The organism is Desulfobacter sp. (genome assembly GCA_028768545.1).
Lineage (GTDB): Bacteria > Desulfobacterota > Desulfobacteria > Desulfobacterales > Desulfobacteraceae > Desulfobacter.
On the sequence record CP054838.1, the window covers coordinates 4,420,809 to 4,436,826 of the forward strand.

A 16,018-nucleotide genomic window follows, 5' to 3' on the forward strand; every position below is an offset into this window, starting at 1 on the left:
CTCGCGGTATACCCCAGGAAAAGATCAAGCATATTATGCTTTAATTTCAAGTGTTTAAAAAATAAAGTTTAAATATTTTTGTTATGGCACAGGCTTTGCTTTGCTTTAGATTCCCGGAAGATCAAACAAAGTTGATTTTCCCTAAATAAATATAAATACATGATGTGGAGATCCATCAGATGAAACGAGTTGTGTTCGTAAGCAGGGATAAAGATCAATTTGCAGTTGTTGAACAGATGCTGACCAGGAAAAATATGCGTGCTGAGTGGAGCGGAACCGGTAAAGATCTGTTGTCCCTGCTTTCGAATACCCCCAAGGGAGAATGGATAGACCTGGTGATCATGGATCAGACCCTGCCGGATATGGGTTCAAGACCCCTGGTTGAAGCCGTTATCGCCCAAAGCCCCATGACCAATTGCGTTGTGGCCGGTACCATGGAAAAAAAAGAATTTCACGATACCTTTGAAGGATACGGGGTACTCATGCAGATCCCGCAACACCCAAAAGAGGCTGATGCCCGAGACCTTGAGGCCCACTTAGACAAAATCGGGGCTCTGAGCTGATGATGACATCTTTGCCAAGGAGAATCACCCCATGATTATCAGCATAGCCAGCGGAAAAGGGGGAACGGGAAAAACCACGGTGGCCACAAATTTAACTGCCAGCCTTGACCGGGAACTGACCCTGTTAGACTGTGACGTGGAAGAACCCAATGCCCATCTTTTTTTAAACCCCAATATCACGGCCAAAGACAAGGTCAATGCTCCGGTGCCCGAAGTTGACGAGTCGCTTTGTACCTATTGTAAAAAATGCATGGAAATATGCAGGTTCGGCGCCATTGCCGTGGCCGGCAAAAAAGTTGTTACCTTTCCCGAACTTTGCCACTCCTGCGGCGGATGCGCCATTGTCTGCCCTGAAAAAGCCATTAAAGAGGCAGACCGGTCCCTGGGATTTGTGGAAACCGGGGTGCTTGACCCTTTGGACCAGGTAAAATTCGGCAGGGGCCTTTTAGATATCGGCCAGGTCATGGCCCCCCCTGTGATCAAACAGGTCAGAACCCATCAGGCCGATACGTGCCTGACCATTATTGATGCCCCCCCGGGCACCTCCTGTCCGGTCATTGCCTCCATGAAGGGAACTGATTTTGTGGTTCTGGTCACAGAGCCCACCCCTTTCGGGCTCCACGACCTGATTTTAGCCGTGGAAGCGGTTAAACTCTTGAAAATTCCCCACGGCCTTGTCATTAACCGGGCCGGCATGGGCAACGACGATGTAAAAGAGTATGCGGCCAAGGAAAACCTGCCCATTATCATGGAAATCCCGTTTGATAAAAAAATTGCCGTGGCCTATTCAAAGGGGCAATTATTGGTAGACGCCCTGCCGGAATACAAGGAAAAGTTCGTCTCCTTGTATGAAAAGATCAAAGCGTTGTTAAGTGAAGGGAGGGCTGCCTGATGAAAGAACTTGTTATTTTAAGTGGAAAGGGCGGTACCGGTAAAACAAGTGTAACAGCGGCATTTGCCAGTCTTGCCCAGAATATGATGCTCTGTGATGCAGATGTGGACGCAGCCGATCTTCATTTGATCATGTCACCTGATATCCAGGAAACCCATGATTTTTCAGGGGGAAATGAGGCCATCATCAATCCTGAGGCCTGTGTCGGATGCGGTCTCTGCCTTGAGCTTTGCAGGTTTGATGCCGTAAGCCAGGTGCCTGGCGAAGAGGTCTTTACCGTTGATCCCATCGACTGTGAAGGCTGCGGGGTCTGTGTGGACCTCTGTCCTGAAAAGGCCATTGATTTTCCCACCAAGATCTGCGGCCAGTGGTTTGATTCAAAGACCCGGTTCGGGGATATGATTCACGCCCGTTTAGGCATTGCAGAAGAAAATTCCGGACGCCTGGTGGCCCTGGTCAGGGACGAGGCCAGAAAAAGGGTAATGAAACAGCATTTAGACCTGCTGCTCACAGACGGCCCTCCCGGCATCGGCTGCCCTGTCATTGCCTCCATCGGACATGCCAATGCCGTTTTGATCGTGGCAGAGCCCACGGTATCGGGCATTCATGACATGGAGCGGGTGGCTCAACTGGCCGCTCATTTTAAAATTGCAGCCATGGTCTGCGTGAACAAATATGACCTGAATCCGGACCAGGCAGACGCCATTGAAGCCATTGCCAAAGAAAAAAATCTGGAAATGGTGGGAAGAATCCCCTTTGACCCGGCATTTACCCAGGCCATGATCCAGGGGAAATCCATTGTGGAGACCCATGGAGACTCACCGGCCGGAACGGCCATCAAAGAAATATGGAAGAGGGTGATTGCAAATCCGGCCATGACGCTGGACCGGCTTTGCTGATCCTTTAAAACCTTAAGTTTAATATACAGAACAAGGAGTTTATCTCACTATGGAAAACGGTAGAATTGCAATCCCCTCAAACGGAGAAGGGGGCCTTAACGGAACCCGGGCAGGCCATTTCGGACACTGCGATGTATTTACATTCGTGGATGTCAAAGATGGAGAAATTGAAAAAGTCACCACCCTGCCCAACCAAGAGCACGTACAGGGCGGTTGCATGGTTCCTGTCAACCTGCTGGCCGAACACCGGGTCAACGCTCTGATCGTGGGCGGTATCGGCATGCGTCCCCTCATGGGATTCCGCCAGGTCGGCATTGATGTATTCCACGATGACCAGCGCCCGGACATCGAGCCTGTGGTCATGGACCTGATCCAGGGCAAGCTCACTGAAATCCGTAATGACCAGGTCTGCGGCGGCGGTCAATAAACTCTTCTGCACTTAGGATATAAAAATGAAAATAGCTATCACATCCCAGGGCCAGGACCTGGACGCCCAGGTAGACCCCAGGTTTGGACGGGCCGCCTATATCATTGTGGTGGATACCGAAAGCCTCGAATTTGAAGTCATAGACAATGAAGAGAATAAAAATGCCTTCAAAGGTGCCGGTATCCAGGCGGCAGCATCCATCAGCGACCATGGTGCAAAAGTGCTGCTCACCGGTTTTTGCGGACCCAATGCCTATAAAACCCTGGCAGCTGCAGAGGTAAAAGTGGCCAATGATGCAAAGGGAACGATCAGAGAGGTCATTGAAGACTTTAAAGCAGACAAATTTGAATATGCCGACCAAGCCAACGCAGAGGGTCACTGGTAAGACAACCCACCTCAAGGGGCACAGAGTCAACCCCTTTGGGAGCGAACGCTTAATTGTTTGATTCAAAATTGCACACCTTGATAGAGCCCTGTTCTGGTGGCACCTTTTTACCCCTATCTTACACCCGTCTCATTAAAAAAGGTGTCATCAGTACAGGGCTTTATCCTATACGTGTTTAAGGAGGTTCCATGCCTTTGTATGATTTTCAATGTCTTGACTGCAGCAAAACCTGTGAAATTCTTTTGGTTTCCCAGAAGGATAGTCCCGTATGCACCCATTGCGGAAGCAGCAACTTAAAAAAACTTATGGCAGCCCACTCCAGTATGTCCGGAACCAGCAGATCTAAATTTCCGGGTCCCAATGATACCACCTGCTGCGGCTCTGCCCCGGGGGAAAAATCAGGATGTGCAGGTCCAGGCTCCTGTTGCGGAAAAACGTTTTAATTCGTATTAAACTCCCCCCCCTGTTGAACCAGCCGAAATGAGAACGGCACTCTTGTTGACTAAATTTTTAATGCCGTGCTAAAGTAACGGCATGAATAGCGGATAAAAATTTTGGCTTGGGCCAGGGGCCCAGCCAAACCTAAAAAGGGGAAATGTACATGGAATTAACAGATATCTGCTCTCTGTCCAGATGGGAAAAATTAGAAAACGACATTTTTGAAAAATTCAACTTCCAAGGCTCTGTATTCAACCCTTCAGGCATACGGATAACCGAGGTCAAAAACTGGAGCAATACCCTTTGCCCTGCCATCAAGGCCACGGAAAAAGGCCAGAGCTATATCTGTTCCATGGCCCATATGAACATGACGGCCATTGCCAAAAAGACAAAGGTCCAGGTGGTTGAAGAATGTGATGCCGGATTTTCCAAGATCGTGATCCCCATCTACCTTGGAGATGAATTTTTAGGGGTGGCCGGAGGCTGCGGCCTGGTTGCTCAGGACGGAGAGGTTGATACCTTTGCCGTGACCAAAATAACGGAAATGGACGAGGCAAAAGTAGAGGACCTGGCAAAGGATATGCCCACAATTTCAAAAGAAGAGATGACAGCGGCGGGTGATTTTATAGAAAGCCAGCTGACCCTTATCCTGTCAGAATCTGACAAAGGACGCCCTTCCAATTAAAAAAAACGCGGCAACTGCCTTTGAAAAGCGGGTAAAACGGAGGGTATCTGGCCGGGATCATGAATTTTTCGCCGTATGCCCCCCAAGGATGAGGGGGGTCTGCCAAAAGGAATTGGCAGCGTTGCCCCAAAGACTTGAACCGCTCTTACCCGCGGGTGCAGACATCTCAAACACCAGCCTGGTTCCCGGGGGAATCTCTTTTGTCACCCGGTTGTCCACCGCCTGTCTGGCCAATCTTTTCCTCGGCAGCCCCACCCGGATCCTCATGCGGGTGGCCAGCTTCAAGGCAGACCAGTTTTCCCTTATAGAAAAAAAAATCAAGGCCGTTGACTGGGAGCTGTTCCTGCCCGAACATACCCGTCTGGACATAAAGGTCTCCACAAAAAAATCAAGACTGTTTCATTCTGATGCCATTGCAGATCGGTGCCTGCCCTTGATTCTGGACCGGATTTCAGGCAACCAAACCCCAAAAGCGCCTTATTCCCAGACCCTGATGATCAGGGCGGACCATGATCGGTTTGAACTTTCCCTGGACATGTCAGGCATCCCCTTGTTCAAACGGGGAATCAAACAAAGGGTGGTCCAGGCCCCGTTGCGGGAAACCCTGGCCTTTGCCGTTTTAAAGGCCTTGGATTTTTCCCGGGATGATATTCTAGTGGATCCCATGTGCGGATCAGGCACCTTTTCCCTGGAAGGAGCCATGATTCAATCGGCCCTGCCCCCGGGGTTTTTCCGGCATTTTGCCTTTGAGGCCTGGCCCGGGTTTGGCCCCAAGGGGTTTGCCCATGTTTTATCAAAGATTAAACACAAGATCATCCTGACCGACGGCCCGAGTATCTTTGCCTCAGACATTGATCGAACAGCTGTTGAGAATTTAAACGCCGTAGCTCACACCCACAAGGCCCTGGAAAGAATCCAGGCTGCACCGCAGGATTTTTTCCAGATCATCCCGCCCAAAACTAAGAGAGGCAAAGGCGTGGTGGTTCTAAACCCGCCCTATGGCCGCAGGCTATGCAAAGGCCTTGACATGAAACTTTTTTTCAAAGAAATCGGGCAGAAACTGGCCAAAGATTTTTCAGGATGGCGGGCCGGCATTATCCTGCCGGACAGGCATTCGGCTGCGGCCTTAAATCTTCCCCTGACTCCCATGCCCATTTTCCACGGCGGTTTGGATCTTTATGCGGGCATAGGAAAAATCCCCTAAAAAATTTCCTATAGAAAATATCTATACAAACTGCCGCGGCCATTCAAATTTTCATTTTGATTTAAAGCACAGGTTTCCTATATTTTGTCCCGATGATTAAAGTTGACCACATATTGGAAAAAGGATCCGGCAAAATAAATGAAGACCGTCTGGTCATGGGTGAAAACCTGTTCGGGGTCTTTGACGGCGCCACAAGTCTTGATCCGGAATTGTCTTCCAAGAGCCGGGCAGACCGGAAAACCGGAGGCAGTCAGGCCGCCAGCATTGCAAGGGATGTATTTGCCCGAAACCATCATCCCCTGACCTGCCTGGGCCAATCCGCAAACCAAGCCATTTTCAACCGGATGATGGATTCAGGGGTGAACCTGGACCAGCCCGAACAATTCTGGAGCACCAGTGCCGCTGTGGTCAGGCTGAAAAACAACACCCTGGAATGGTTCCAGACCGGAGATGCCCAGATCCTGCTTCTCGGCAAAGACGGAACCATGGAGGTGCTGGCAGACCGCCCGGACCATGATTACCCCACCCTTGTGATGCTTAAAAACTCAGATGACAAGAGCCTGTCCAACCCGACACTCAAAACCCAGGTGCTCAAGGTCAGGTCCCTTATGAATAAACGATACGGGGTACTCAACGGAGATCCCAAGGCCATGGAATTTACCCTGAGCGGCACGGCCTGCCTTGACCGGGTAAAGACCATTTTATTGTTCACCGACGGACTGGCCCTGCCCAATCCATTGCCCAAACCCAAAAAAAACTTTGACGATCTGGCCGAAGATTTCAGGCAACTGGGACTCAAAGGGCTGCACAAAAAAATCAGAACCATTGAAAAACAGGACCCCAACCGCCACAAATTTCCCAGGTTCAAATGCCACGACGATATTGCCGCCATTTCAATTGACCTTGAATAAAGGCCGGCGCCGGAATCCAAATATAAAATTCATTTTAATTCACCCTTTCCCATGTTAGAAAGAAAAAGGGAGAAGGCAATGAAATTAAAAATAATATTCTTGTTCATGGTGATTTTTATCGGTGGCCAGGACCCAGGCCTGGCCCTGGGGGTGGACAATCAAATTTACGAAACCTTGTTGAGCCACCACGTTAAAAACAACCGGGTCGACTATGACGGGTTTAAAAAAGATGAGGCCCTATTAGATCAATACCTTGCCGTCTTAAGTGCGGTTGATCCAAAAGCCCTGGACCCGGACCATGAACTGGCCTTTTATATCAACACCTACAATGCCTTTACCATCAAGCTGGTTCTGACACGCTACCCCGAAATCAACTCCATCAAGGAGATCTCTTCTTTTTTTTCAAGTCCCTGGAGCAAAAAATTCATTCCCATCAACGGCTGGACCGTCTCCCTGGACCATATTGAGCACAAGGTGCTAAGACCCGAATTCAAGGATCCCAGGATCCATTTTGCCATTAATTGCGCATCCAAAAGCTGCCCGCCCCTGTTCAACCGGCCCTTTGAAGGGGATGAGATTCACACCCAGCTTGACCTTGTCACCCAAACCTTTATCAACACGCCTAAAACCACTTTTGTCAAAGACAATACCCTGTATCTGAGTAAACTCTTTGACTGGTTTGAAACGGATTTCAACAATAATGTGCTGGGATTTGTCCGCAGATTTGCCCAAGAGCCCCTTAAATCAGAACTGGACCGGGCAGGCAGCAAAATCAAAATCTCCTACCTTTACTATGACTGGACCCTCAACCGGCATTGATCGTCCATGACAAGGTCCCCGAAACGCTTGAGCAGGGCAGCGGCATAGGGGGTTTGTCCAAGGGTGTCAATCAATTGGTTCGGGTTCTGACCCTCTTTTTCCAGATCGGGTGTTAAATTTTCAATATATCCCCGGGTCACTGCGGCATCTGCCTCGGGATGAAATTGAACTCCCCAGGCCGTTTTTTTGATGCAAAAGGCCTGGTATGGGTCAAAATCATTTTTGGCCAGGACCTCGGCTGCGGCCGGCAAATGAGTCACGGATTGGGAATGAAAAAGATGAACCATGAAATTTTCAGGCAACTCCCTGAACAGGACATCTTTTTTTGCAGCAGGCAGACAATGGATCCGTCTGGTGCCGACCTCACTGCCCCGGGGATGGAAATCCACCCTGCCGCCCATGGCTTTGGCAATAATCTGGTGGCCGTAACAAATACCCAGCAGCGGAACCCTGGCCGCCACCATTTCCCGGGTCCAGGCCTCCAGGGCAAGGCTCCAATCCAGGTCCTGGGTAACCATGGCATGGGCCCCTGAGATAACCGCCCCTGCAATGGTCTCAGGATCAGGCAGGGGATGAGACTTTTCTGCGTTAACCACCTGGATCCGGTCCCTGTCCTGGCCAAGCCCCTTGATGATCCAGTCTTCAAAGTCCCCATACGCCTTGACCAGATCAGGAAAGCTGTCCCCGGCCTTGACCACCAGCAAATTTGACTTTACGCTCATTTGGCTGTTCCTTTATCCAGGTAGGAGACCATTTCGTCCAGAATCAGATCCTCAACAGAGGCCATGGCCCCCAAATGGCGGGTCAGGCAGAAATCAACCTCGGGATAGGCCTGAGCCACGGCGTTGACCAGCTCGGGCATATCGTTGAGAATATGGCTGCCCGCTGAAATAAAAAAGGGAAAAACCACAATCTGGCTGGCCCCACAGGAGACCTGGGTCTCTATCACCTCGGGCAGCAGGGGATCGGAAAATTGTAAAAAACCGTGCACCACCCGGTCAAACAAAGGTGAGGCCTTGGCAGCCAATTTTTCGACAAAGGCGGCCACTTCTGCAACTGACTCTTTTTTCCGGCTGCCATGGGCGGCCACAACAAGGACTTTCAATATCATTCTCCATAATAGTAAACCAATTTAATTAGAATAACACCCCAACCGCATTTGGCAAGCCAGGCCGGGAAAAAAATTTATTGCTCAATACAGGGATGGTCCCGGGGGGTATCCGCCATCAGATTCTGAGCCCTGGATTGCCCTTCTGCCCCCCGAAGTGTTCCTGCCCCTCACCCGTATGGCAGCCTCTCCGGGCACAGGACAGACATGTTCACAGATCCCGCACCCAATGCAGCGATCCGCTATCACATAGGGCTGCTTGAGCTTACGGGTCTGCCCTGATCTTGCCGCAATCTGAACCGCTTTAAACAGAATGGCTTTGTTGTGGGTGGGACAATGCTCTTCACAGACAAGACAATCCTGGCCGTCAACCCAGGGAAGGCAGCGGTTTTTATCAAAAAAAGCCTTGCCCATGACATGGGCCTGTTTTTCAGGCCGGGACAGCCCTTTAATGGCCTGGGTAGGACAGACAGAGGAACACAGGGTACAATTGAACTCGCAATGGCCAATCCTTGGCACCAGCACCGGAGTAAACATGGCATCAAGCCCCGTATCAAGCCCTAAGGGCTGAAGCCCCTGGGTAATGCAAACCTTCATGCATTCTCCGCACCTGACACAGACAGCCAGAAAATCCCTCTCATCCAGGGCCCCGGGGGGCCGGATCAGATCTGATTTTCCAGGGCCTGCCCCAAGCCTTGTCATCACAGGAACGGTCACCCCCATCACGGCGGCGCCCAGAATTTTCCGCCGGGACAAATCCACCGGCCGAGCCGGTCCAAGCCGGAACCTTGTGATTTGCTGGGGGCAATAGGCAAGACAATTGGTGTACAAATGACATTCTTGGCCCAGAAACTGATTTTCTTTGTCAAAGGAACCCATGGGACAAAGGGTGTTGCAAAGGCCGCACCCTTTGCACGTTTTTGGGGGCATCCGTTTTAAAATCGATGTGGAGGCGGCCAGACCTAAAAGTGCGCCCAAGGGGCAGATTGTTCTGCACCAGAACCGCCGGCCCAAAAACTCCAAACCCAAAATTCCTGCCAAAAGACAAAAGGAGACCAGAGAGAGATAATAAAAAGATTGTTTATGGGGCAAAAGATAGGCCTTGAACAGATCAAAAACAGGCTCAGTCAGCTGAGAGAGCCAGGCCGGCCCGGACAAATAAATTTGGTTAAATCCACTGGTCACAAGAAAATTAAACACAGGGTCCAGACTGAATGCCATGGCCCGGACCAGGAGGGCAAAAGGGTCAAAAAAACCCAGAAACTGAACGGAAAAAACAGAGGAAAGAACCAAAAAGATAAGGATTCCGTACTTCAGGTGCCGCCAGGCTGAAAAGGCCATGGGCGAATATTTGGGGCGGATCACCCGGGCCGCAATATCCGTCAGGGTGCCCAAAGGGCAAACCCAGCCGCAAAACCAGCGGCCAAAAACCATGGTCAGGCCCAGAACCAGAACACAGGGCCAGAGCAGAACAATCAGGGTCCGGGTGGCCAGGGTTACACAGACGCCCACCAAAGGGTCCAGCCTGAACCAGAGGTTAACGGCCAGATCAATCTTATCTGAACCTGAATATTCCGTAAGCCTAAAGAGCATTAAAAAAACAAAGAGGCAGGCCAGTTGGCTTGTTTGTCTCAGCCGCTTCCAATATTTTTTTTTCATGGCCAATCCAAAGAACTCATGTCTCAACCGCCATGACCTTCCATTGGTCCGGGTTCATTTGCCCAAGACCGAGAGCGGCCCCCTTTACCGTGGATTCAAGATCTTCAGGCGCCATGCCGAACAAGGTGGTGGCATAGCCGTCCACAGCCACGGGATCCAAGCCCAGGACCGTGGTGTCCATGGCTTTAACATCCTAAAGGCTCCCTCCTGAAGGCCCGTTCCGGACAATCACCCGGGTGGCGTCCACCAGGGTAAAATCAGGCTGGATCACCAGATTCAAATCAGCTATCCTTGCGGCCAAATCATAGTGCAGACGCCCCCGTGGTCCTCCGATCACGCCCATGGCGTTTTTGAGCCCGATACTAAGGCCTGCGCTGCTGTGGTGTTTGGCCACCGGCACATTAATATAAACATCTGCCTCAAGGGCGTCCCTGTAAAAGGACCATTCCTTTAGGGAATGACCCTTTTTGATCTGAACGGGCAGATATTTTCGTTCATCCATATACCGGCATTGAATCTTTTTTCCCCCAGAACTTCAAGGGCCGGTTTAATCCCGGAGTTCTGGTAGCACCTGCGCTCTTCATTGCAGGTTCTGTCAAAGACCTTTACCTTCAAGGCCCCTGCCTCCACAGCCATGAGGGCAAGTTCAGCCACGATCACCGGATGGGTGTTGGCCCCCTGTTCCACGGTTCTGTCCCAGCCGATATTGGGTTTTACCACCACGGTGTCACCTTGTTTTACAAAGGATTCCATGCCCCCGGCCCGGGTGACCAATGCCCGGGTCATGGCTGAAACGTCTCGGCCCCTGGCCACCCAAAGTTTGGAGACACCAGGTTGGGCGACACCCGTTTCCCTGATATCAAAAACAGGGGGTCCCAGGATCAGGCCGGCAGACCACAAAGAGACCTGTTTTAAAAATCGCCGCCTGGATGAATCCTGCCTGTCTGGATTGGTTTTGGTCCGTTTTTTCATGGCAAAGGTCCTCCTTTTGAACCAAAGGATTAAAACCATTTAATGGCCAGCCAATATACAGAATCGAGTCAACCCTGTACCGAACAAATTAATGAAAAGGCTTTGACGCCAGCCCCTGGATACTATATAGTAAAAATGCGTTTAAATCACACTCTTTTCAACAGCGTCGTTCTGACCTGGCATATCGATTTTGCTTCTGAGTTTAGTTCCTGGATTTGTTTTCTGCACCTCCCATAAGGGGTTTTTTGCATTCCAGGCAGATAACTGCCTGAATGCCGTCCTTATAATTACAAATCAAAGGAGGCAAAAATGGAGAATCACACCATGTATTACGACACCATCATCAAACTGACCACTGCCATATCCCAGTGTAAGGATCCCGAGGAAGTGGCTTTAATAACTGCGGAAAGTGTTAAAACCGCATTCAGGGCAAAGGGATGTTCTGTCTTTCTGGTGGACAAAACAACGCGGGAACTTGGCCTTGTGGCCTCATCCGGTCTGAGCCGGGAATACCTGGACAAGGGCCCGATTCATTTTATGCAGACCATCAAAGAGGCCAGGGACGCGGTCCCCATTGCCATTTATGATGTGTTTGACGACCCGAGGATTGAATATCCCGAAGCCGCTCAAAAAGAAGGGATTTCCTCATTGTTGGGGGTTCCCATTATCAGTCACAACAAAATCCTGGGCGCCTTGAGGGTCTACACCTCAGACCCCTGGGAATTTTCTTTTAATGACATCACCCTGGTCCAGGCCGTGGCCCTGATCTGCGGGATGGCCATGGACATGTGCCGGATGTACAAAGGCTTCAAAACCAGTATTGAAATCCTTAAAAACATGAGAAAAGACGATTCTTACAAATCCCACAAATGGACACCCTACGAAGGGGTGCCCACCTCTGTGGACCAGTCCATATGTGACTATTAAGAGGCCAGCAGGGCCTGTTTTACCGTATCAAGCCCCATGCGGTCGATCATCCGGCCCGTGCGTTCGCGCTTTGAGTGTTCCTTGTAATACGCGACCACCTTTGCCACCATGTTCTGGGCATCCGGGTCACTGAGGTTTTCAACCAGAATATCTGCCAGCCTGGGCCGTGCTGATCCGTTTCCCCCGATCATCACGGTCCAGCCTTTTGGGGTGCCGTAGAGGGAAATATCCTTGATACAATTTTCAGCGCACTGAATCTTGCATCCAGAGACCCCCATCTTCATCTTGCTGGGCAGGTTCATGCCGTGGTAAATCTGGTCAAGTGCCATTCCCATTTCAAGGCTGTCCTGGTTTGCCAGCCGGCAGTACTGGATGCCCGGGCAGACCTTGATGCTTCTCACACAAAGCCCTGTGGCATGCCCCGGATCCATGCCAAGATCCTTCCATACCCCGTCCACCTGGTCTTCTTCAATACCGATGATGGCAATTCTGGCGGCACTGGTAATTTTTAATTCAGAGACCTTGTATTTATCTGCCACATCAGCCAGGGTACGAAGGGTATCAGGTTTTACCACACCGCAGGGCATATGCGGGGCAATGGCATAGGAGGGATCATTTTTCCCCCGCTGACGAATCACCCCTTTTTCTCCATCCTTAAGCATTATGTTCTCCTTGAAATTCTCTTTATTTCAGGTTCTTCATCCTGTTATCCTATGCTTGTATTATTGATAAAAACAGATGTCAATGCCATCCTTGCCTTCCCCGGGGCAATGGTGTATGAACCTATGCCATGGACGCCTGTAAAAAAAATCAAGACCAGGCCACGATGCTGGCCAACCGGGTTAAAAAACGATACAAGCATTTGTACAAAAGATATAAACGCCAAGGACTTGAGGTCTTTCGCCTCTATGACTGGGATATCCCTGAAATAAGGGCGGTGGTGGACTGGTATGGCGGCCATCTGGTCATCGGGGAATACAGCCGGGAACAGTCAAGACCGGACTGGCTTCCCATGATGGGAGATGCCGTGGCAAAGGCCTTGAATGTACCCCAAGAAAACCTTCACCTGAAAATCAGAAAAGCCGGCATAAAAGAGGGGACCCGGTATCAACGCATAGACACCACCGACCAGAAAATTGCCATGGGAGAAAGGGATCTTCAATTCTTCATCAACCCCAGCGATTACGTGGATACAGGCCTTTTTTCAGACCATAGAAACACAAGGCAGCGGGTAAGAAAAATGTCTAAAGGAAAAGATTTTTTAAACCTCTACTGCTATACCGGTGCCTTTACCTGTTATGCGGCCAAGGGCGGTGCCCGGTCCACCCTGTCCGTGGACCGGTCTGAAACCGCCATCACCTGGGTAAAACAAAACCTGGCCCTGAACGAATTGTCCGGGCCTGAACATTGCCAGGTCCAAAAAGACACCCTTGATTTTTTAGATCAAGCCGTCCGTGAAAACCGCTCGTTTGATCTGGCAGTGGTGGATCCTCCGTCCTATTCCACCACCAAGCGCACTGAACAGCACTTTGACATTGCAAAAGACCATGTATTGCTCCTCAACCAGGTCTTTTTGCTCATGCGGCCCAAAGCAACCTTGTTTTTCTCAACCAACCACCAGAATTTTGATTTAAAAACAGATCAGCTCAATGTGGATCAAATCAGGGAAATCACAGACCAGACCATTCCTGAAGACTATGTCAACAAACGCAAAAAAATCCATCGATGCTGGGAGATCCAATTCTGATGTTTGATCCCTTTGAAAAACGGGTTTCCCGGGATATCAGAAATCAACTCTGCCAAAGCTTTCTGGACGCGCTGTCCCAAAAAGACTGGACCATATTTGAAAAGACAGCCTGCCTGCTCGTCAAAACAGCCCCTGACAAAGACCATATTGATTTTATCCATTCCAGGATGACACCCTATAAACTCGTATTTGAAAAGATTTTTCCTGTTGAAGCAGACCCCCTGAAAACCGCCTGGCTGCTCTGGGACAACGCCTTGTTTTTTGAATGCCACGAATGGGTCGAAGAGCTATGGCTCAAGGCCGGGGGCAGATCGAAAAAAGCCCTCCAGGCAATCATACGAACCAACGGGGCCCATGCCCTTGATGAGGCCGGGCGCAGGCAGGCCGCCATATCCTCGGCCCAAAAGGCCATGGCCCTGGTCAAAGAATTTAGAGCGCAACTGCCCTCCCCCTTTCATCCCGACGAATTGATCACCTCTTTGACCTCTCTTCTGGCAAAATAAAATCCCAGCCTTTGATCTGGTTTGGCTATATTTTAGGTTTTCGAATACTCATATTTTTTATAAGATTTGACACCGGATTGGCTTTTGCAATAAAATGATCACCAGATCATTTATCTGAATCTAAGATCTCCTTTAATGGGAGCGTTTGCCCAAAAATATCAAATAAATTCAAAAAATGGTCATTTGACCTCTTTTGAATAATTGCTGAAGATACCCGCTATAAAGGTAAAAAAGATATCTCCATTCAAGGCGTTGCATTGATCATCATCTTTTTTTTCGCCTCTTTTTGGGTATCAAAACAGTATAACCGCTGTTTTGAATATTTTTTCAACTGACCGAGGCAGAACCCCCAGGCAATTTCAAACCAAAGAGGAGGAGACATGGTGGCAGAAAAAAAGATTGACGATTGTTTGAGCACCCGGAATGGACATTTGTTTATCGAGCAATTGGATACCATTGATATTGCAGAACAATACAAAACTCCGGTCTTTGTAATTTCAGAAAACCAGCTTCGCCGTAATATCCGCCGCTTTCAAAAAGGATTTGAATCCAATTGGACGGACGGGCCGGTAAAGATCATGCCGGCAGCCAAAGCAAACTGGATTTTTGCAATCCAGAAAATAATTGCAAATGAAAACTGCGGCTGCGATATATATTCTGCAGATGAATTTTCAGTTGCCCTCAAATCCGGGTTTGACCCCCGATTCATTTCCGTCAATGGTGTTCCCAAGGAAAGAGACCACATATTCAGGGCCTTAAAAGAAGGGGCAAGGATTACCATCGACGGTATTGAAGAAATGGATGCCATTGAAGATGCCGCCCAAAAATCAGACAGGGTTGCAAAGGTCAGGGTCAGGCCGGCCATGGACGGGTTCACCAAATTCAGTGATTTTGTGCCGTCAGGACCGATATCAACCGATCTTGCCGCCCTGGTCTATAAAGGCGGGCTGTCCAGGGATGCTGTGATTTCAATTGGAAAGCGAATCATGAAATCCGACCGAGTGGAGCTTGTGGGGTTTCACGAACACCATGGCCGGCATGATGCCTCCACCAGATACTGGAAAGAGCAGATGAAAGCCTATGCCAGGGAAATGGGCATTATCAGCAAGGCCTTGGGCAATTTTCAACCCCGGGAGATTAGTATCGGCGGGGGATTTGCCTGCCCAAGAGATCCTTTTGCCTCAGAAGTTAAATTTTCCGAACCCTATGAGTATCTTTTGCTTCACATCCTATCCAAGGCCTTGACCCCTTTTCCCAAATTAAGATATCCCATCCTCTCCAAAATTCTGGAAAAAGCAGTGGTCTTCAAGCCAAAGGGGAAACCTGCCCCTTCAATTGAAAACTATGCTGCAGCTTGCTCAAAGACCCTTCAAGCTCATCTTCCTGAAAACGGTATTAATACCAAGGGGCTGATGCTCCAGGTTGAACCTGGCAGAAGCCTCCATGGAGACACAGGTATCCATTTAACTAAAATCATGAGCATGAAACATATGGAAACCCCCATCAAGTGGAGCCAGGCAGCAGTTGATACCACTGAATTCTGGTTTACCGGAGGCAGGTACGAGCATCATGTCTATGACTATATTTTTGCAAATAAAACAGACCGGCCGCTGGTGAAAAAAATGGATATCCTGGGCAGAAGCTGTTATGGCGACAGATTATTCCCGGCGGTCAAGGTACCTGCTGATCTCAAGACAGGAGATATTATGGCGATGTTAGACGTCGGGGCTTACCAGGAGGTTTCCATGAGTAATTTCAATGCGATTCCCCGGCCAGGCACCCTGCTGGTAAATGAGGACAAAATTTCAGTTATCCGCCAACCAGAGACCCAAGCAGATGTGTTCCGCCGTGACATGATTCCTGATTATCTATAGCCAGA

Annotated in this window: 18 protein-coding genes and 1 pseudogene; 14 read left to right on the plus strand and 5 right to left on the minus strand. The window is 49.7% G+C overall.

Annotated features, from left to right (window positions below):
• The first annotated feature begins 179 nt into the window (after nt 1-179).
• The 10 genes from HUN05_21495 (at nt 180) to HUN05_21540 (ending at nt 7,223) form a co-directional block, all read left to right on the plus strand.
• Nucleotides 180-563: a hypothetical protein gene (locus HUN05_21495; GenBank protein WDP87379.1), complete on the plus strand. Its 384-nt coding sequence runs from the start codon at nt 180-182 to the stop codon at nt 561-563.
• Between the two features lie 31 nt (nt 564-594).
• Nucleotides 595-1,455, plus strand: a complete 861-nt coding sequence (locus HUN05_21500) for a P-loop NTPase (protein ID WDP87380.1) — start codon at nt 595-597, stop codon at nt 1,453-1,455.
• On the plus strand, nt 1,455-2,354 hold the full coding sequence (locus HUN05_21505) for a P-loop NTPase (protein WDP87381.1): 900 nt from the start codon (nt 1,455-1,457) through the stop codon (nt 2,352-2,354). Before HUN05_21500 ends, HUN05_21505 begins: the two co-directional genes overlap by 1 nt.
• 49 nt (nt 2,355-2,403) lie before the next feature.
• Nucleotides 2,404-2,781 carry a NifB/NifX family molybdenum-iron cluster-binding protein gene (locus HUN05_21510; GenBank protein ID WDP87382.1) on the plus strand — a complete coding sequence of 126 codons (378 nt, stop codon included), beginning with the start codon at nt 2,404-2,406 and terminating at the stop codon, nt 2,779-2,781.
• Nucleotides 2,782-2,806: 25 nt separating this feature from the next.
• Nucleotides 2,807-3,166 (plus strand): NifB/NifX family molybdenum-iron cluster-binding protein, encoded by a 360-nt coding sequence (locus HUN05_21515; GenBank protein ID WDP87383.1) that lies wholly within the window; start codon nt 2,807-2,809, stop codon nt 3,164-3,166.
• A gap of 188 nt (nt 3,167-3,354) precedes the next feature.
• Nucleotides 3,355-3,609, plus strand: a complete 255-nt coding sequence (locus HUN05_21520; protein ID WDP87384.1) for a zinc ribbon domain-containing protein — start codon at nt 3,355-3,357, stop codon at nt 3,607-3,609.
• Nucleotides 3,610-3,767: 158 nt separating this feature from the next.
• Nucleotides 3,768-4,289: a PocR ligand-binding domain-containing protein gene (locus HUN05_21525; GenBank protein ID WDP87385.1), complete on the plus strand. Its 522-nt coding sequence runs from the start codon at nt 3,768-3,770 to the stop codon at nt 4,287-4,289.
• 88 nt (nt 4,290-4,377) lie between these two features.
• Entirely contained in the window at nt 4,378-5,493 is a 1,116-nt protein-coding gene (locus HUN05_21530) for an RNA methyltransferase (GenBank protein ID WDP87386.1), read from the plus strand.
• 95 nt (nt 5,494-5,588) lie between these two features.
• Nucleotides 5,589-6,404: a protein phosphatase 2C domain-containing protein gene (locus tag HUN05_21535; GenBank protein WDP88181.1), complete on the plus strand. Its 816-nt coding sequence runs from the start codon at nt 5,589-5,591 to the stop codon at nt 6,402-6,404.
• A 78-nt stretch (nt 6,405-6,482) separates the two neighbouring features.
• The gene (locus HUN05_21540) at nt 6,483-7,223 is read left to right on the plus strand and encodes a DUF547 domain-containing protein (protein ID WDP87387.1); all 741 of its coding nucleotides are present in this window, start codon (nt 6,483-6,485) and stop codon (nt 7,221-7,223) included.
• Here HUN05_21540 and HUN05_21545 read toward each other — a convergent pair.
• The 4 genes and pseudogenes from HUN05_21545 to HUN05_21560 form a co-directional block, all read right to left on the minus strand.
• Entirely contained in the window at nt 7,196-7,945 is a 750-nt protein-coding gene (locus HUN05_21545) for a glutamine amidotransferase (GenBank protein ID WDP87388.1), read from the minus strand. The genes HUN05_21540 and HUN05_21545 overlap by 28 nt on opposite strands.
• Nucleotides 7,942-8,328, minus strand: a complete 387-nt coding sequence (locus HUN05_21550) for a CbiX/SirB N-terminal domain-containing protein (protein WDP87389.1) — start codon at nt 8,326-8,328, stop codon at nt 7,942-7,944. Before HUN05_21550 ends, HUN05_21545 begins: the two co-directional genes overlap by 4 nt.
• A gap of 87 nt (nt 8,329-8,415) precedes the next feature.
• Complete coding sequence (locus tag HUN05_21555; GenBank protein WDP87390.1) at nt 8,416-9,990, minus strand: 4Fe-4S binding protein; 1,575 nt, start codon at nt 9,988-9,990, stop codon at nt 8,416-8,418.
• A gap of 16 nt (nt 9,991-10,006) precedes the next feature.
• Nucleotides 10,007-10,962: pseudogene (locus tag HUN05_21560) on the minus strand (DUF362 domain-containing protein).
• Nucleotides 10,963-11,271: 309 nt separating this feature from the next.
• On the opposite strand from HUN05_21560, the gene HUN05_21565 reads away from it, so the two are divergent.
• On the plus strand, nt 11,272-11,889 hold the full coding sequence (locus tag HUN05_21565; protein WDP87391.1) for a GAF domain-containing protein: 618 nt from the start codon (nt 11,272-11,274) through the stop codon (nt 11,887-11,889).
• Here the strand turns inward: HUN05_21565 and HUN05_21570 are convergent.
• Nucleotides 11,886-12,551, minus strand: coding sequence for an NAD(P)/FAD-dependent oxidoreductase (locus HUN05_21570; GenBank protein WDP87392.1), 666 nt, complete (start codon nt 12,549-12,551; stop codon nt 11,886-11,888). The two genes, HUN05_21565 and HUN05_21570, sit on opposite strands and share 4 nt — an antisense overlap.
• Before the next feature lie 128 nt (nt 12,552-12,679).
• On the opposite strand from HUN05_21570, the gene HUN05_21575 reads away from it, so the two are divergent.
• The 3 genes from HUN05_21575 to HUN05_21585 all read left to right on the plus strand — a co-directional run bounded on the left by HUN05_21575 (nt 12,680) and on the right by HUN05_21585 (nt 16,013).
• Nucleotides 12,680-13,636, plus strand: a complete 957-nt coding sequence (locus HUN05_21575) for a class I SAM-dependent methyltransferase (GenBank protein ID WDP87393.1) — start codon at nt 12,680-12,682, stop codon at nt 13,634-13,636.
• Nucleotides 13,636-14,139: a DUF309 domain-containing protein gene (locus tag HUN05_21580; protein WDP87394.1), complete on the plus strand. Its 504-nt coding sequence runs from the start codon at nt 13,636-13,638 to the stop codon at nt 14,137-14,139. The genes HUN05_21575 and HUN05_21580 overlap by 1 nt, the downstream gene beginning before the upstream one ends.
• Nucleotides 14,140-14,519: 380 nt before the next feature.
• The gene (locus HUN05_21585) at nt 14,520-16,013 is read left to right on the plus strand and encodes a hypothetical protein (GenBank protein ID WDP87395.1); all 1,494 of its coding nucleotides are present in this window, start codon (nt 14,520-14,522) and stop codon (nt 16,011-16,013) included.
• Nucleotides 16,014-16,018: the final 5 nt, after the last annotated feature.